At 64.2% G+C, this 17,152-nt stretch carries 17 protein-coding genes; 8 read left to right on the top strand and 9 right to left on the bottom strand.

Features of this window, described 5'->3' with window-relative positions:
- Positions 1 to 247 precede the first annotated feature (247 nt).
- A complete protein-coding gene (gene purN / locus ACPJW8_RS04835) occupies positions 248 to 820 on the bottom strand; it encodes a phosphoribosylglycinamide formyltransferase (protein WP_330186687.1) in 573 nt (190 codons plus the stop codon).
- 39 nt (positions 821 to 859) lie between these two features.
- Here purN and ACPJW8_RS04830 point away from each other — a divergent pair, with 39 nt between their 5' ends.
- Positions 860 to 1,291, top strand: a complete 432-nt coding sequence (locus tag ACPJW8_RS04830; RefSeq protein ID WP_330186686.1) for a hypothetical protein — start codon at positions 860 to 862, stop codon at positions 1,289 to 1,291.
- A 33-nt stretch (positions 1,292 to 1,324) separates the two neighbouring features.
- On the opposite strand, the gene ACPJW8_RS04825 is transcribed toward ACPJW8_RS04830, so the two are convergent.
- Positions 1,325 to 2,632 (bottom strand): DUF6350 family protein, encoded by a 1,308-nt coding sequence (locus ACPJW8_RS04825; protein ID WP_330186685.1) that lies wholly within the window; start codon positions 2,630 to 2,632, stop codon positions 1,325 to 1,327.
- Between the two features lie 65 nt (positions 2,633 to 2,697).
- Positions 2,698 to 3,444, bottom strand: coding sequence for a hypothetical protein (locus tag ACPJW8_RS04820; RefSeq protein WP_330186684.1), 747 nt, complete (start codon positions 3,442 to 3,444; stop codon positions 2,698 to 2,700).
- A gap of 169 nt (positions 3,445 to 3,613) precedes the next feature.
- On the opposite strand from ACPJW8_RS04820, the gene ACPJW8_RS04815 reads away from it, so the two are divergent.
- The 4 genes from ACPJW8_RS04815 to ACPJW8_RS04800 all read left to right on the top strand — a co-directional run bounded on the left by ACPJW8_RS04815 (position 3,614) and on the right by ACPJW8_RS04800 (position 7,558).
- The gene (locus ACPJW8_RS04815; protein WP_330186683.1) at positions 3,614 to 4,072 is read left to right on the top strand and encodes a DUF4383 domain-containing protein; all 459 of its coding nucleotides are present in this window, start codon (positions 3,614 to 3,616) and stop codon (positions 4,070 to 4,072) included.
- 238 nt (positions 4,073 to 4,310) lie between these two features.
- On the top strand, positions 4,311 to 5,546 hold the full coding sequence (locus tag ACPJW8_RS04810) for a glycosyltransferase family 1 protein (protein WP_330194488.1): 1,236 nt from the start codon (positions 4,311 to 4,313) through the stop codon (positions 5,544 to 5,546).
- A complete protein-coding gene (locus ACPJW8_RS04805) occupies positions 5,543 to 6,967 on the top strand; it encodes a UDP-glucose/GDP-mannose dehydrogenase family protein (RefSeq protein WP_330186681.1) in 1,425 nt (474 codons plus the stop codon). Before ACPJW8_RS04810 ends, ACPJW8_RS04805 begins: the two co-directional genes overlap by 4 nt.
- Positions 6,968 to 7,006: 39 nt before the next feature.
- Positions 7,007 to 7,558, top strand: coding sequence for a dihydrofolate reductase family protein (locus tag ACPJW8_RS04800; RefSeq protein ID WP_330186680.1), 552 nt, complete (start codon positions 7,007 to 7,009; stop codon positions 7,556 to 7,558).
- Positions 7,559 to 7,657: 99 nt separating this feature from the next.
- Here ACPJW8_RS04800 and ACPJW8_RS04795 read toward each other — a convergent pair whose 3' ends face one another.
- From ACPJW8_RS04795 to ACPJW8_RS04770, 6 genes are all read right to left on the bottom strand, one after another.
- A complete protein-coding gene (locus ACPJW8_RS04795) occupies positions 7,658 to 8,491 on the bottom strand; it encodes an SDR family NAD(P)-dependent oxidoreductase (RefSeq protein ID WP_330186679.1) in 834 nt (277 codons plus the stop codon).
- Between the two features lie 120 nt (positions 8,492 to 8,611).
- Complete coding sequence (locus ACPJW8_RS04790; RefSeq protein ID WP_330186678.1) at positions 8,612 to 10,231, bottom strand: alkaline phosphatase D family protein; 1,620 nt, start codon at positions 10,229 to 10,231, stop codon at positions 8,612 to 8,614.
- Between the two features lie 142 nt (positions 10,232 to 10,373).
- Positions 10,374 to 11,000 (bottom strand): DUF6318 family protein, encoded by a 627-nt coding sequence (locus tag ACPJW8_RS04785; protein ID WP_330186677.1) that lies wholly within the window; start codon positions 10,998 to 11,000, stop codon positions 10,374 to 10,376.
- 30 nt (positions 11,001 to 11,030) lie between these two features.
- Positions 11,031 to 11,930, bottom strand: coding sequence for a PKD domain-containing protein (locus ACPJW8_RS04780; protein WP_330186676.1), 900 nt, complete (start codon positions 11,928 to 11,930; stop codon positions 11,031 to 11,033).
- 14 nt (positions 11,931 to 11,944) lie between these two features.
- Positions 11,945 to 12,592, bottom strand: a complete 648-nt coding sequence (locus ACPJW8_RS04775) for a DUF6318 family protein (RefSeq protein ID WP_425256415.1) — start codon at positions 12,590 to 12,592, stop codon at positions 11,945 to 11,947.
- Positions 12,593 to 12,893: 301 nt separating this feature from the next.
- Positions 12,894 to 13,097 (bottom strand): cold-shock protein, encoded by a 204-nt coding sequence (locus ACPJW8_RS04770; RefSeq protein ID WP_056738746.1) that lies wholly within the window; start codon positions 13,095 to 13,097, stop codon positions 12,894 to 12,896.
- A 429-nt stretch (positions 13,098 to 13,526) separates the two neighbouring features.
- On the opposite strand from ACPJW8_RS04770, the gene ACPJW8_RS04765 reads away from it, so the two are divergent.
- The 3 genes from ACPJW8_RS04765 to ACPJW8_RS04755 all read left to right on the top strand — a co-directional run bounded on the left by ACPJW8_RS04765 (position 13,527) and on the right by ACPJW8_RS04755 (position 17,152).
- Positions 13,527 to 13,910, top strand: coding sequence for a TfoX/Sxy family protein (locus ACPJW8_RS04765; protein WP_330186674.1), 384 nt, complete (start codon positions 13,527 to 13,529; stop codon positions 13,908 to 13,910).
- Between the two features lie 149 nt (positions 13,911 to 14,059).
- Positions 14,060 to 15,649: an alkaline phosphatase D family protein gene (locus tag ACPJW8_RS04760; RefSeq protein ID WP_330186673.1), complete on the top strand. Its 1,590-nt coding sequence runs from the start codon at positions 14,060 to 14,062 to the stop codon at positions 15,647 to 15,649.
- A gap of 207 nt (positions 15,650 to 15,856) precedes the next feature.
- Positions 15,857 to 17,152, top strand: a complete 1,296-nt coding sequence (locus ACPJW8_RS04755) for an erythromycin esterase family protein (protein ID WP_330186672.1) — start codon at positions 15,857 to 15,859, stop codon at positions 17,150 to 17,152.

Raw genomic sequence — 17,152 nt, 5'->3', positions numbered from 1 at the left:
TACCCCGACTCGGTACGTGGATACTCCGGCGCCGCATCCGCCCGGGGCTGACACCGGCGTCGAGGGCTTCAGCGTACGTGAAGGGAACTTCGGCGAAGGCAGTGGGCAAGGCCTGCGGGACTCTCATACGCCCATGGTGGCAGGGCACGGGTTCTCCTGCAGAAGTTATCCACAGCCCAGCCGTCGTCGTCCAAACTAGGTAGCAGTACTTGCCCTTCCCAGCTCTCTAAAGGGCAATAACTGCGACCTAGTTGGGTGGGGCGGCGGCGAGGGAGGCCAGGGTCGAGACGAGGAGGCGACGCTCCACCACCTTGATGCGTTCGTGCAGGGAGTCCTCGGTGTCGTCCGGCTCGATGGCTACGGCTTCCTGGGCGATGATGGGCCCGGTGTCCACGCCGGCGTCCGCCCAGTGCACGGTGCAGCCGGTGACCTTGACCCCGTACGCCAGGGCATCGCGGACGCCGTGGGCTCCCGGGAAGGAGGGCAGCAGTGCGGGGTGCGTGTTCAGGTACTTGCCGCCGAAGGCATCGATGAACGCCGGGCTGACAATGCGCATGAACCCTGAGGACACCACAATGTCAGGCGAGAACGCGGCGACGGCGTCCGTCAGCGCTGCGTTCCAGTCCGCACGGTCCGCGTAGTCCTTGAAGTCCACCACAAACGTGGGGATCCCGGCCGCCGCGGACCGCTCCACACCGTACGTCCCGGGCCGGTCTGCGCCAACCGCGGCAATCTCCACGGGCAGTTCACCGCTCTGGACGGCGTCGATGACGGCCTGGAGGTTGGAGCCGGTTCCGGAGACGAGGACTACGATGCGCATTGGTCAAGCTTAAGGGCAGGCTCGCGTAGGCTGGAAAACATGAACACCATCCCGGATCCGGCCGGTTCCCCGCGAACCAAAGAGCCGCTCAGCGAAGCCGCCGCGACGTCCCGGATGACCACCCACACCCTGTTCCGGATCTTCATCCTGACTGTCCTGGGCTCATTCTTCATCTTCCAGCTGGACGTTAATTACGTGTGGCTGTCCGCCGTGCTCACTGCCGTCAGCATTGCCCTGGGCATTGTGCTGCTGGTGCGTTCGGCCAAGGCCAGGGAGTCCCGGCTGATCCTGTTCGGCACCATCTCCGGTCTGGTGGTGTCCGCCATTATGGCGCTGCTGGTCATGGTGTCCGCGTTGTTCTTCACCGCCATCACGGAGTACCAGGACTGCGCCCGCTCCGCCCTGACCCAAAAAGCTGCGGCGCAGTGCCGGGTCCAGCTGGAGGAAGCACTGCCCAGCCAGGCGCGCTAGGGCCTAACGGACAAAGACAGGTACGACGCCGGGTCACACCTTCAGGAGCCCGGTCTCTTCCTGCAACTGCCGGCGTTCCAGCCAGGGTCCGGCTGCGTAACCGATAACGACGCCGATCCCCACCTCGGAAGCCACCCAGATCCCCATCCAGAGGGGGTCGGGTCCGATCTGGGTGAGGCGGCCGATCCCAACCGATCCGCCGGCGATCCAGGCCAGCACCGCGGCCAACGCCCCCGCCACGACGCCGATGATCGCACCCAGGATGAGGGTGGACGCTGATGCGGTAAACCAGCGGGCGTGGACTTTGATGGCCAGCCACTCGTCGAAGTGGTTCTCGCCTTCGCGCAGGAACCACCAGCCGGCCAGGACTCCTGCCAGGACCGGCACCACCAGGGCCACGAAGCCGTAGTCCATGCCGCCGGCGGGAAGTGCGGCCAGTACCGGGATGGACGGCAGTGGACCTGACGCCGTTTCCAGGGCGCCAAGCTGCGAACCGGCCCCCAGGGCAAACCCGGAACCGGACACCCATGCCAGCGCGTAGATGGCCAGGTTCGGGAGGAAACCGAGTTGCGCAATGGTGAGCACGGCACCTCCGGCGGCACCGGCGTCGAGCGCTTCATAGACCGAGATGATGAGGTTCCAGTGGACAAAAAGGTCCACGGCCAACAGTGCGGAGGCGAGGGCGAGCGCCGCCATCACCGCCACAAAGCCGGCCTTCGCCGCCGAGGCCAGGTAGGAGCCGGCCCAGCGCGAATGCTGGCTGGTGGTGGCGATCCAGTCCACTGCGTCGACGCCGATCAGCCGGCTCCAGGAACCGGCCTCGCGCCGCGCGCCCACCACCATTCCCAGGGCAAACGGGATCAGCGGCATCAGCATGGCGAACCAGAGATTAATCACGACGTCGGACGTGCGGCAGACGAAGCCGGTGGCCGCTCCGAAGGCGGAATAGACAGCCCATGAACCGAGGAGTGCCTGCCACAGCTGGTCCGTATAGGACGCCCTGGCGAGGCGGCGCCCTGCACGCCAGGCCAGCAGGAACGGAATGAGGGTGAGGCCGAGCGGTATCAGGGAGAGCGTGCCGGCCTGGCCATCAGCCACAGCTGCTTCGCCGGTGGCCGTCAGTTCCATGGGCACGGCGTGGATCAGGAGCCAGGCCTGCCCCGCGAGCCGGGCTGCAGCGTCCAGTGGCTGGGAGAAGCCGCCCGTCAGCCAGACGATCGCGATCGGGGCGGCCACCAGGATGGCTGAGATGATGGCCGCCTGCGCGGATTCGAGGGCTCCCTGCAGCCATAAGGGCATGGGAAGGCCACGGTCTCCGGTTTGATCAGCACGCAGTTTCATCGGTTTCCATGGTGTCACGGAAGAGGCTCCTGCCCGGGCTTCAACCCACCTGCCGGGCAACCTGGCTACCAGAGTTCGTAGTCGGTGGTGCTGACCATAAAGCCCTGTCCGGTGCGCAGGTGCGCACAGGTCACGGACCCGTCCCCGCGTCCGCACACCATGTTGCCGATCCGCACCGTCTGGCCGTCCTCGAGCAGGGGTCCGTGGAACTGCTCGCCCGCGGCGGCCTCACGTTCCATGGGCGAGACGCCATACCCGCACGTCCCATACTGCGGACCCGTCCGGCTGGTGACCACCGCGTAGCCGCCGTAATACTGTTCGGCGCCGGTGCACAGGCCCTTGAGGTCGGCAGGCCGGGGCGCCACCTCAGTGAGCAGATAGCAGGCGGCACCATCCCGGTCGATCGAGCACTGCATGTCCTTCGCCGCCGACTGCACCACCACCGGCAGGCTGCCCGGCCACTGTTTGACGTTCACCTGGGGCAGCATCTGTTCCGCGCGGTTCAGCGGGCGCGAGGCGGGTGCGGCGGGTTCCTCGGCCCCGGTGTCTTCCGGACTTACCGCAGGAACGCCCGACGGCGGGACGGCACCTGGGTCGCCTGCCGCCGTCGTACCGTCTGCCTCGGCTTCCGAACCCGCTTCCGAACCCGGTTCCGGAGCAGCCGCCACGGCCGCGCGCTGCTGGCTGAGCTGCAGCATCCCCACGGAGTCGTTCGCCGGCATGGGGGCTTCGACGCTGCACCCGGCGACCAAACCGGCCAGCAGGACGAGGGCCGGGACGAGATGGAAGCGGAGGATTCGGCGGGCTGTCATGATCGTTCCAGTCCACCAGAAGATCCGCGTTTTGTCGGTGGGGAGAAGTCCCCACCGGGCCGCCGCCACAGCCCCCGCAGGACCCCCGGAATCCGCGGAATCCCGGCGCTTTTTGGGCAGTGCAGACGTAAACTTGGAGTGTCCGAAAATCAGTGGTTGGAGGTACAACATGACAACCGCATCACCGCACGCACACACGCATTGGGGACGCGCAGACGTCCAGAATGCGGGCATGGGCGTCGGTATTCTCCTGGTAGTAGTCGGCATCCTGGGATTCATCCCCGGCATCACCACCCGTTATGGCGAACTGATGTTCCTGGGCCCTGATTCACATGCCCTGTTCCTGAATCTGTTCCAGGTGTCCATGCTGCTGAACATCGTGCAGCTGGCCATCGGCGCCACCGGGTGGAGCATGTCCCGCACCGCCCACGGCGCACGGAACTTCCTGATGGGCGCCGGCGTCCTGTACATCCTGCTCGCGATTTTTGGCCTCAGCATCGGGGTTGATTCCGCGGCCAATTTCCTGGCCCTGAACACTCCTGACAACTGGGCCCATCTGGTGCTTGGCATCCTGATGATCGCGGCTGGCTGGCTGTTCTCGGAGCGCGAATCGAGCCGCCGCAGGTAACCGGTACTACCGGGCCGCGGGCAATTCGCCCGCCTCACCACGGAGGGCGGTACCGTCGGGATATTGACGACGGCGCCGCCCTCCGATGTGCCCGGGGTTTACTTTGGTGCGGGATCGGTTGTGGTGCGGGATCGGCGTGTGGTGGGTCCCGCCGTCGGGAGCTGCTGTTCACCCAAGTTTTCCCTCGGCGTCATGCCCTCTCCCCCGCAGCGTCAGGCCCGGATCGCACCGTGGAGGGGTGAGGATCGCAATTGTTGCCGAATCATTCCTGCCGCTGATGAACGGGGTTACGCACTCCATCCTGCGGGTGCTGGACCATCTGCAGGAGCGGGGCGACGACGTCCTGGTGATCGCGCCATCCACCCAGGATTCCGTCGCTTCCGAGGTTGTGGCCGGGGCGTTTGTTCACCGGGTTCCTGCAGTGCCACTGGCCGGATACACCAACGTACGGGTGGCGATGGGCGGTGTGAGCCGGGTCAAGCGAATCCTTGCCGACTACGCACCTGACGTCGTCCACCTGGCGTCTCCTTTTGTGTTGGGATGGCGGGCAGTGCAGGCCGCACACCAGCTGGGCATTCCCACCGTGGCGATCTACCAGACCGAGGTTCCCAGCTATGCCGCCCGCTACGGCGTTCCCTTCCTGGAGAACTGGGCCTGGAACCGGGTGGAGAACATCCACCTGATGGCCACCCGCACCCTGGTTCCCTCAACGTTTGCGCTGAACCAGCTGCGCGGACGCGGGATCCTGCGGGTGGGGATGTGGCGGCGCGGGGTTGATACCGGGCGGTTCAGCCCGGAGAAGCGCGACGACGGCTGGCGGGCCTCCGTGGCCCCGAACGGTGAGCGAATCATCGGCTATGTGGGCCGGCTCGCCGTCGAAAAACAGGTGGAGGACTTGGCCGCCCTGGCCGGAATGCCCGGCACCAGGCTGGTGATTGTGGGCGACGGCCCCCAACGCTCCGCGCTGGAGGAAGCCCTGCCGGACGCCGTGTTCACCGGCTTTATGGGCGGCGAGGCGCTGGCCCGGACCGTGGCGTCCTTCGATCTTTTTGTGCACCCCGGCGAGTTCGAAACGTTCTGCCAGACCATCCAGGAAGCTATGGCGTCGGGCGTGCCGGTGGTGGCCACCGGGCGCGGCGGACCCCTGGACCTGGTGGAAAACTCCCGCACCGGATGGCTGTACGAACCCGGCAACCTGGCGGCCATGCGCGGCCACGTCGAGGACCTGATTGGCGACGACGCCAAACGCCGGGCCTTCGCCTCCGCGGCCCACGCCTCGGTTCAGGGCCGGACCTGGCCCGCCCTGAGCGCCTCGCTTGTCCGGCACTACGAGGACGTCATCGCCGGCCGGCCACTTGCTGAGCCTGTCGAAACCCGGCCCCGCCGCCACCCGGTGGTTGAGCCCGTCGAAACCACGCCCCGCCGCCACCCGGTGGTTGAGCCTGTCGAAACCCCGAGTGGAGCCTCCCGATGAGAATTTCCGTGATTGGCTGCGGCTACCTGGGCGCCGTCCACGCCGCCACGCTTGCCTCGATGGGCCACACGGTGGTGGGCATCGACGTAGACGCCGGCAAGGTGGACCACCTGGGCCGGGGCTTCGCGCCGTTCTTCGAACCGGGCCTGGATGAGCTGCTGCAGGAGGGCCGGGCCACGGGGCGGCTCAGGTTCTCCACCGACTTCTCCGACGCCGCCTCCGCCCAGGTGCACTTCCTGTGCGTGGGGACGCCGCAATCCAAAACGTCCGACGGCGCCGACCTCACCTACCTCTTCGCGGCCGCGGAGGCGCTGCTCCCGCACCTGGCAGCGGGCGCCGTCGTCGTGGGTAAATCGACGGTGCCTGTTGGCACGGTGGAGCGCCTGCGCGCTGCCCTTGCCGGGCGGCCGGATGTGCGGCTGGGCTGGAACCCGGAGTTCCTGCGGCAGGGAACGGCGGTGAAGGATTCGCTGGTGCCGGACCGGCTGGTGTACGGCGTTGACGGCGGCAAGGCTGCCGGGTTGGATCCCGTCAGCGGTGCGCCGCGCGGTGTGACTGCCGCCCTTGATGCTGTGTACGAGCCGTTGCTGCAGGCGGGGATTCCACGGCTGGTCTGCAATTTTGCCACGGCGGAGCTGATCAAGTCGGCGGCCAATGCGTACCTGGCCACGAAGGTCAGCTTCATCAACGCGATGTCCGAACTGTGCGACGCATCCGGCGCCGACGTCACTGAACTCAGTGAGGCGATGGGCATGGACCCGAGGATCGGTGGCAGATACCTGCACGCCGGCCTGGGCTTTGGCGGCGGGTGCCTGCCCAAGGACATCCGGAGCTTCAGGACGCAGGCTTTGGACCTTGGCGTGGCGTCTGTGGAGGAGTGGATGGGCGTGGTGGATTCGATCAACCTGGGCCAGCGATACCGGACCGCAGCGCTTGCAGCCGAGCTGTGTGGCGGATCCGTGTCCGGCCGGACCATCACCGTACTGGGAGCTGCCTTCAAGCCGGATACGGATGACATCCGCGACTCCCCCGCCCTGGACGTCGCCCTGCAGCTCGCGATGGCCGGAGCACACGTGACGGTGACGGATCCCAAGGCCATCAACCATGCGTGGATGCGCTATCCGCAGCTGCGTTTTGAGCAGTCCACGCAGCGGGCGCTGGAGGGTGCTGAACTGGTGCTGCTGCTGACGGAGTGGGACGAATACCGCACGCTGTCCCCTGTTACCGTGGGCCGGCTGGTGCGGCGGAGGACTGTCCTGGATGCCCGCAACGTCCTGGACGCAGCTGCCTGGCGGGCGGTCGGTTGGAAGGTCCGCGGACTGGGAACCTCCGCTGGTGTTGCCCCGGGTTCGGCAGTTCCAGGCGCACCGGAAACCGCGCAGTTTGGCACGCCCCTTCCCCGTTCCTCTGCCGCGTCCTAGGGTAAAGCTGGTTACCAACCCTGCCCTTGGAGGAATTTCATGCGCAAACTGACAGCCGGCCTGTTCCACTCCGTTGACGGGGTGGTGTCCGATCCGTTCCTGTGGCAGTTCGACTCCTTCGACGACGAACTGGGCAACGGCATGACCGAGATGATGCAGCGTGTGGACACAGTGGTCCTTGGCCGGGTGAGCTACCAGGAGTGGGCGGGTTACTGGCCAACAGCGCCGGTGGACCAGGACTTTGCCGGCTTCATCAACCCGGTGCCCAAATACGTGGCCTCGCGCAGCCTGTCCGGGCCGCTGGAGTGGGAGAACTCGCACCTGATGGACGCGCCGCTGGAAGAGTTCGTAGCGGGTTTGAAGGAGTCCGACGGCGGCGACATCGCCGTATGCGGAAGCATCTCCGTGACGCGCCAACTCCTCTTTGCCGGGCTGCTGGATTCCCTGACGCTGATGACGCATCCCGTAGTGGCCGGCAGCGGACGCCGGCTGTTCGAACCCGGCGATCCCCTGACCCGCCTGGTCCTGCACGACGAATACCGGACCGGCAGCGGCAACGTCATCAGCACTTACGGCCTGCTGGCCCCCTGACCCGCCCCTCACCCCCCCAACTAGGTAGCACTAGGTGCCGTTATGGCGGCTCTAAGCGGCATCTAGTGCTACCCAGTTGGAGATTCCCGGCGCAGGGTTTCAGGCGTTGACCAGCTCCGCGCTGCTGTCCCACAGCTGTCGGGCCAGGTCGGCGTCATAGGCCTGTTTGTTGGCCTTCGCCACGGCACGCTTCACGTAATACGCCCCGGAATCCCAGTCCCTGCCCGGGGTTCCGTTGGCCAGCCAGACCAGGGTGTCAGCGCCCTGCTCCGGGCTGAGCATAAAGCGGTTGAGCAGTGTTTTGTACGCGTGCCGCATGGCGCTGGAAGATTCGCTCGCAAAATTGGTGCGGACGACGCCGGGGTGGAATGCCGCCGTCGTAATTCCTTCCCGCCCGGGTGATACCTGGCCGAACCTGCGGTGCAGCTCCGAGGTGAACAGGATGTTGGCCAGCTTGGCGGTGCCGTACGCGCGGTTGGTGGCGTATTTGCTTTCCGAGTTGATGTGCTGGAGATCCAGGCGGCCGAATCCGTTGGCCATGCTGGAGGTGTTGATGATTTTGGCCGAGCTCGCGGTCAGGACGTCCATCAGCTCGGTGGTGAGCAGGAACGGTGCCAGGTGGTTGATCTGGAACGTGCTCTCGTGCCCGTCGATGGTGAGCTGGTGCTTGCCCATGATGCCGCCTGCGTTGTTGGCCAGGACGTCGATGCGCGGGTAGCTGGCGCGCAACTGTGTGGCGAGGGTGCGGACCTGCTCGAGCTCCGAGAAGTCGGCGAGGAAGTAGTCGGCGTTGAGCTCGGTGGCAATGGCTTTGGTCTTAGCCTCGGAACGGCCCACGATCACCACGTTGTCCCCTGCTTTGGAAAAGGTGCGGGCGGCTGATGCGCCGATTCCGTCGCTGGCTCCGGTGATGACGATGGTTCGCTGGCTCAATGAAATTCCTCTGCTCAATTTTCCGGCGCCCGGCGCTTATTGCAGACGGCCGCGCTGGTACAACGCGGCCGGGCCTGCTGGTGTTCCTTCCCTCCCCCGGGCCCGCATGCCAGGTGCGGGTCAGCGCTCCGGGTTCAGTGCCTTGCCCCAGAGGACGGCGCCGGTGGCGTCGCGGAGGGTGACGGTGAAGACGTCGTCCTCGTCCAGGTCCACATGGCCGAAGTACTGGCTGGTGCCGGTGCGTGGCGACTGGTTGGCGTAGGCGCCTGCCTTGAAGAAGGCCACCTCGGGCCCGAACGTGTGGTCCAGCCCGCTGGGGCCGAACGTGCCGGCGTTGATGGGGCCGGCCACGAACTCCCAGAAGGGGTCGAAGTCGCGGAAGGCTGCCCGTTCCGGAGAGTAGTGGTGGGCGGCGCAGTAGTGGACGTCTGCGGTGAGCCAGACGATGTTCTTAACCCGGTTGCGCTTGAAGGCGGCGAGCACCCGGGCGATCTCCAGCTCCTTACCCAGCGGGGCGCCGTCGTCAGCGTTTGAGAGTGATTCCTGGTTGACGCCGTCCGGGACGATCAGCCCGAGCGGCAGGTCCGCGGAGATCACTTTCCAGGTTGCCTGCGAGCGGCTGACTTCCTTGATCAGCCAGTCGGCCTGCTCCTGGCCGAGGATCGACTGAAGGTCCGATTCCTTGCCGTTGGTGTTGGGGTCCTTGAAGGTGCGCATGTCCAGGCAGAAGATGTCCAGCTGCGGGCCGCGGGAGATCTTGCGGTAGATGCGCGCGGGTTCGAAGCCGGTGCTGCCGTCGCTGAGCTGGGCGATCGGCTGGTATTCCTGCCACGCCTGCCGGCCGCGCGCAGCCAGGACGTCAATCCTGCGCTCGGTGTAGCGGGGATCGGTGATGATCTCGCCGGGGTACCAGTTGTTGTGGGTTTCGTGGTCATCCCACTGCGCGATGACCGGGACCTCCGCGTACATGGCCCGAACGTTCGCGTCCATCAGGTTGTAACGGTGCCTGCCGCGGAATTCGTTGAGGGTCTCCGCCACTTTGGACACTTCCTCGGTGACCAGGTTGTGCCAGATCTGCCCGTCCGGCTCAGTGACCTGCGCGGAAATGGGACCGTCGGCGTAAATGGTGTCGCCGGAGTGGATGAAAAAGTCCGGGCGGGTGGCGTGCATTGCCGCATAGCCGCGCATGCCACCAATGGATTCGTTGATGCCCCAACCCTGGCCGGCGGTGTCACCGGACCAGACGAAGCTCTGGCGCCGGGGGCCGCCGTCGCGCTTGATGGAGGCCGTGTCCGGGGCGGTGCTGAACATGCCCTTCGCCGTTTCACCGGCATAGCCTTCGGTGTCCTCGAAGTACAGGGTCAGGTCGAACCGGGTGCCGCTGGGGAGCCGCTCGGCCAGGATCTTTGAAGTAAAGTCCGTCGCTTCGCTTGCGGTGGTTCCGCGAAGAACCCTGTGGAAGGCGCGGCCACCGCTCAGGGGCGTGCCGGCGTCGTCTACTGCCAGGAGGTTCGCCACCAGCCTGCCCGGACCCGATGCGCGCGACCACAGGACGCCGGAACCCGTGGTGACGTCCCCCGTGGCAATGCCAGACGGGAGCGTCAGCCGGTTGCGGACAAGAGGAATGGCGTGCGGACGGCTGGCGGCTGTTGCCGTGGTTGCTGTCGCGGGAATTACGACGGCGGCACCGGCAGCTGCCAGCGCCCCCTTCAGGACGGTGCGGCGAGTGAAAGCAGTCATGCACCTATCGTTGTCTGCCCTGGTGAACCGGTGGCGACGGGTGGGTGAATGCTTTGGGGTTGGGTTGGGATCGGGTCAGATCAGTTGGCCTAGTGCTGGCAACGCTGCGCAACCGTTTGTACGTAATTTTCGATTGGGGAATCTAGAGAATCAGCCCGAGATCATCCATTTTCCAGCCATCAGCCCCGAAGGTTACAACGGCTTGAACGCCGTTATTCTGAGCCGGTGAATCCTCTTGATACAGGCTTCCATCAGGCATATGAATTCGTGATTCCTGTTGGATGATACGCAGAGTGACTTCTTGAGTTGCACGAGAAGGATCAAAATGACCCTCAACGGATGCGATCCTAATTTGTCCTCCCGAGACCCACTTACCGTCTGCCCATGCTCGATCTGCTACGTCCATTAGTCGGACGCAAAGTTTGCAAGTATCCCGATTGCTGATAGCCACATTTGCCGGCGTTTTCCCAGTCTCGTTGGCATAATTGAGCGTCTCGAACCAGTACTTCGTGAACGCCTCCAGCCCATCCTTCGAGTTCTCGTCGGCGAGCCTTGGCTTCACCGGAGCCGGAACGTTCTGAGCCTTGCCGGAGGCATCCGCCGGTTTGTACTCGGGCGTCGTGGTTGATGTTGGACTGATTGACGTGGCCGCGGGCGAGCGGTCGGTTCCAGTTGCCCGTTCGCCCGCGACCTGGCAGCCAGTAAGCAACACGCAAACAGCCACAACTGACCAAATAGACGCCAAGGACGTCCCAGGAAATGTTTTCACCTGTGCTCCCCCACACTTCAGCTTGCCTGCCTATCTGGCAGGGCAGCCTTCGCCGAGCGGATTGACGTTGCAGTCGTCGGCGTAATTCCTGGTGACTGATCTCCACACCCGCAGTGTTTCCGGAGCAGAGGTGAACTCTCCCGTGCCGCTGATCGGCAGCGCGGGTCCGTTATTCACCGAGTAGGTACCGGTGAATGACGTGGTCACCGTGACGTTGAAGTCACCCGTATCGCCGTACACATGGCTGGTTCTTGTCTTCACGCCCCACTCTGCCTCTGGGATCGGACCGCCGTAGGTTGCGCTAGGTCCCAGCGTTGAACCGTCGCCGTAGTTGAAGGTGTACTGGGCAGGGGTTGCCGTGAGATGGACCTTCTGGCCAAGGATCGTGACCTCGAATTGCTGCTCGGTGGCGTTCGCGAACACGTTGGTTTCCGCGCCGACAAGAGTGTGCGGGGATGGCTGGGCAGATACCGTTCCCGCCACAACAGGCAATTGTTGGAAGTCCTGCAGGATACGGGCCGCGATACGAGGCAAGATATCCTCGGGCTTGGGGTCATAGAGACACGTAGGGGCGCCGAACTGCGTCCATTCAGTCCAGGTGGGGTTTGGAATGCTTTTGGGTGCGTATCTCCAAATAATCGCTTGGCCTTCGGTGCCGTCTTCGCTTGGCGGACACGTTATTTGACCCGGGAGGCAATGATTTCGGACAGCGTTTTCATCCAGCTGACATTGCAACGCGTATGAATACTGGTTTGGATCCTGCGGGGTTGACTTGGAGTATTCGACTATAGTTTTGGTGGCTTCTTCTACGGTGAACTGCGACTTGATGTTAATTGTCTCGCTGCCGTAGGAGATGGTTGGCCCCGGGGTTGCACGGGCAGTCGCAATGCCGGCACCGGTCAGCAGCAGAAGAACGACGAAAGTCGCCAAAACTTGCCGCACGGCTAGACCAGTTGTCCGATGTCAACGGCCACCCAAGATCCGTTTACATGTGTGGCGAAGAAGGCCGCGGCCACGTTGGTTTCCTCGAGCGGAGAAAAAGGCTGAACACTCGGTGGGCCGTAAAACTCAATCCTGTCCTGGATAACCTGTACGGCAACGGATTGTTTTGACGCACCTTCCTGCCAGTGGGCCTGGATGCTCGGTGTTGTCAGACGACCGCCTACGACCCAATGGTTGTCTGCATAGGAATCTGCCAGACCCTGTTTGAAAGTGTCGCACAGTCGACATCCGGGTTGAGTTGCGGCAACCCAAGCCGAGGTATCCCCGGTTTCGTATCCGTAGCTCAGCAACTCGTACCAGTACTTCGTGAACGCCTCCAGCCCTTCCTTCGAGTTCTCGTCAGCCAACGCTGGCTTCACGGGAACGGGAACATTTTGGGCCTTACCGGAAGCGTCGGCCGGCTTGTAGGACGCAGACGGAGTAGGCGTTGGCGTGGGCGTCGCGCTGGCAGTTGTTGAAGCCGAGGCCGACGTCGGGTCAGCAGCAGGATCCCCACCGCCCTGGCATCCGGTCAGCGCCAGAGCGGCGGCAGCGAGGAACGCCACAACCAGGCCCCTCGGGTTCGAGGAAAGCGCAGTACGGATATTCATAGACGTCCCCAGACATTTTGGAAAACCGCCCGCTCCGGACGACGGAGAGGCAGATAACAGAGCAAGACCTGCTGAGCCAAGAGTACCCAAGCGCCGCTCAAGCCCCTCAAAGTTATCCACAGCCTTGCCCTTGCGCGCAAGTCAAGTGCGACGCAAACGGGTCACTTCCAGGCACGACGGCGGGAAGTGGGCTGGATCCGTCAGGTCAGGACTGGCACACCTGGGTTAAGAAAAAGCAGGGCCGGTTCGCAATGAACCGACCCTGCTTTAGAAACCTTACGGTTCCAGAGACTCTAGGAAATTAGAGAGCCTGGATGTTCGTGGCCTGAGGACCCTTGGGGCCCTGCTCGGTTTCGAAGGAGACCTTCTGGTTCTCTTCGAGGGAGCGGAAGCCGGAGGAGTTGATCGCGGAGTAGTGCGCGAAAACGTCCTGCGAGGAGTCATCGGGGGAAATGAAGCCGAAGCCCTTTTCAGCGTTAAACCATTTGACGGTACCAGTAGCCATTATTTTTGTCCTTCGTGAAGGTGGAGGGAAAATCCCGACTTTCGGGCCCTCCGGTGTGGGGTGTTCAAAACCGCTTCTTCAGAAGAACACGGGCTTACGACCGCGCTTACTGCCTGAATTACCAACTGCATAAACACAACAACGTGTCTAACTGTACAGGATCACCTCAGGGAAGCCATAGCTGCGGAGGTTAACTTTTGGGGTCGCACCCATCCCGGCACGGCGCACTCCGCAACCGCACCCTCCCGCCGTCGGGCACGCGAACGTCTTTTCCTCCATTCCCTTCGTCGGCTGGGTGGCGTTCCTGCTGGGACCGCCGCCCTGGTCTTCGGCATCATCCCCTGGAACTGGGCGGGGTGTTCCGGAAATCGCGGCAGCCGCATACTGTTCTGGGAGGTCCACAGAAACCTCCCTCCAGAAGGAGCAGACATGGAAATGCCCAAGCCGTCCGAAGAAGACAAGGCACGCTTCCGGCAGGCTGTTCCGGAGCGGCCTGACGTTATTGTGAAGCCCATGTTCGGCAACCTGGGGGCCTTCGTCAACGGCAACATGTTCGCAGGGCTCTTCGGTCCAGTCATCGGCATCAAGCTCGCCGACGACGATCGCGCGTTGCTGGAGTCGTCAGAACGGACTGTCCCCTTCGGTCCGGCTGAGCGTCCCATGGCCGGGTATGTGGGCCTGCCCGAGGTATGGAATGAAGAGGGCGACGGCGATGACGCCCGGGCAAGAGCGTGGGTCGCCAAGGCCTACGAATACGTGGCCACATTGCCTCCAAAGGAACCCAAGGCCCGGGCACCTAAAGCCAAAAAGTAGCCACTCGTTCGCGCCCGCCCGACCGGCAACCGACGACAAGCGCACCGGCTGCGAACACCGCGATAGTTCCCGCCACGGATTCCATCAGTTCACTTCCGGTTCACGCACTCCTCGGCGGCTGTCCAAAGTAGGCCAATACGTTCGAGTGCATGGAAAACATCTCACGCAGGTCCCTGCTCTCTGTTGGCCTCGGTGCCGGCATCGTCGCCGCAATGCCGGGTGCCGCCGTCGCGGTTTCCACCGCTGACGACACCGGCCTCAAAACTGACCCCTTTATGCTCGGCATCGCCTCCGGTGAGCCGTGGGCTGATGGCTTTGTCCTCTGGACCCGCCTGGCGCTGAACCCGCTGGCCGAAGATGGCCTTGGCGGAATGCCCAACCGCAGCATTCCCGTGGCCTGGGAGGTCGCCGAAGACGAGGGCATGCGCAAGGTGGTGGCCCGAGGCATCGAACAGGCCAGGGTCGAAACCGGCCACTCGATCCACGTGGAACTCAAGGGCCTGAAGTCCGGCCGCGAATACTTCTACCGCTTCCGCGCCGGACGGTACGTCACCGCCGTCGGCCGGACCATGACCAGCCCCGCCCTGCACGAGACGCCCGCCGCACTTGCAATGGCGTTTGCCAGTTGCTCGCAGTTCGAACACGGCTACTTCACCGCGTACCGCCACCTGGCCGAGGACCACCCGGACCTGGTGCTGCACCTGGGCGACTACATTTACGAGTACAAAAAGGACAGCTATGTGATCGGCGGCGGCAATCCGCGCGACCACGAAGGCCCGGAAACCACCACGCTGGCCGGTTACCGCCAGCGCCACGCGCAGTACAAGTCCGACGCCGATCTGCAGGCCGCCCACGCTGTTGCACCGTGGCTGGTGGTCTGGGATGACCACGAAGTGGACAACAACTGGGCGGACGAGGTTCCGGAAAACCAGGACCCGAACCAGCTCAACGACACCACCGAGAACTTCCGCAAACGGCGCGCCGCAGCGTTCCAGGCGTACTACGAGAACATGCCCCTCCGCGCGTCCTCCGTCCCGGCCGGTTTCGACATGAAGATCTACCGCACCCTGCAGTGGGGCCAACTGGCCAACTTCCACATGATGGACACGCGCCAGTACCGCGACGACCAGGCCGCGGGCGACGGCTGGAAGAAGAACGTGGCCGAGCGACTGGACGAGAACCGCTCCATCACCGGCGCCGATCAGGAACGGTGGCTGCTGGACGGCTTCAAAAACTCAACCCAGCGCTGGGACATCCTCGGCCAGCAGGTGTTCTTCACCGAACGCGACCGTGCCCAGGACCCGGCCATCGACGACGTCTCCATGGACGGCTGGGACGGCTACGCGGCCTCCCGCCGCCGCATCACCCAGGGCTGGGTAGACGCGAACGTTCGCAACGCCGTCGTGCTCACCGGAGACGTGCACCGCAACTGGGCCGCCGACGTAAAGATCGACTACAAGGACCCCGAATCGCCGGTGGTCGGCTCGGAACTGGTGTGCACATCCATCACGTCCACCGGCAACGGCAGCGGCGCCACCGTTGACCCGGTCATGGCCTGGAACCCGCACCTGAAGTTCTACAACGACAACCGCGGCTACGTGAACACACGCATCACCAAGGACGCCATGCAGGCCGACTTCCGCGTGTTGGACTACGTCACCACCCCCGGCGCGCCGGTGTCCACCAAGGTTTCCTACGAAATCCTGGACGGCGTTCGCGGACTTCAAGCCAAGGTCTAAAGAAGCAGAAGTACGACGGCGGGCGGCAGGTTTTCGAACCTACCGCCCGCTGCGTTTTAACGGGTGACTGGCAGGTAACGCACTGAAATCGCGTTTTGAGAGCGTCAGCTGCGAGTCAGTTGGGTGACCACGCGCAGGTCCCGGAGTAGCCTCGAAAGTGAACCTGTTGAACGACTCCATGTGCAATCCGAAACAAGGAGTAGGACGATGACCCAGGCTGAGATCAGGCAAAGCGCCCTGCAACTCCAGGACGAGGCAGACCTTGATCCGCTGATGGAGCGCATCGGCGACGCCCGGTATGTGCTCATCGGCGAAGCGTCCCACGGCACCCACGAGTACTATGCCTGGCGCGCTGCCTTGAGCAGGCGGCTCATCAGCGAGCGGGGTTTCTCCTTTATAGGCGTGGAGGGTGACTGGCCGGACTGCTATGCCGTGGACCGCTGCGTCAAGGGGTTGGGCGGAGCGCCGGAGGATCCGGGTGAGGTGTTGCACGGCTTTGAGCGCTGGCCTACCTGGATGTGGGCCAACCGGGAAGTCGAGGAATTCACCCGTTGGCTTCGGGAGTTCAACGGGATTCGGGCTGAAGAAGAGCGCGTCGGGTTCTACGGTCTGGACGTGTACAGCCTCTGGGATTCGCTCCGCGAGACGCTGGGCTACCTGAAGAAGTACCACCCGGGACACGTGGACACTGCGCTTGAAGCCTTCCGTTGCTTCGAACCGTTCGTGGAGGATCCGCAGTCCTACGCCCTGTCCACCCGGCTGGTCCCGTCCGGCTGCGAGGCGGAGGTGGTTGAGCTGCTGGGAACGGTCCGCGCGTCCGCCGTGAATGACGACGTTCCGCCCCGGGACGAACGCTTCAACGCCGAACAGAATGCCATCACCGCTGCCGGCGCGGAGTCCTATTACCGGGCGATGGTCGGCGGCGGCGACGAATCCTGGAACGTCAGGGACCGGCACATGGTGGACACCCTGGACAGGCTGATGAACCACCACGGCAGCACCGCAAAAGCAATCGTCTGGGAACACAACACGCACATCGGCGACGCCCGTTGGACGGACATGAGCCGCGGCGGGCTGGTGAATGTGGGCCAGTTGGTCCGGGAACGGCATGCTGACGACGGCGTGGTGCTGGTTGGTTTCGGCGGTTACCGCGGGAGCGTGGTCGCCGCAGATCGTTGGGGCGGAACCACGCAGGTCATGGACCTGCCGCCGGCCAGGCAGGACAGCACCGAGGAACTGCTGCATTCCGCACTGGAGGATACGCCGTCGGCCTTGTTCATCTTCGACGGCCAGCCACCTTCGTGGGCGGACCGTGCGCGCGGGCACCGGGCAGTCGGCGTCGTATATAACCCCCGCTCGGAACGGTGGGGCAATTACGTTCCCACCATCCTGGGCAGGCGCTACGACGCCTTTATGTGGTTCGAGGAAACGCACGCGCTGGAGCCCCTGCACGGCGTGCACGCGGACACTACCGAACTGGAAACCTGGCCCACGGGCGAGTAG

This window comes from Pseudarthrobacter sp. J47, assembly GCF_049810315.1.
In the GTDB taxonomy this organism is placed as follows: Bacteria; Actinomycetota; Actinomycetes; order Actinomycetales; family Micrococcaceae; genus Arthrobacter.
This window is presented reverse-complemented; position numbering and strand designations above follow the sequence as displayed.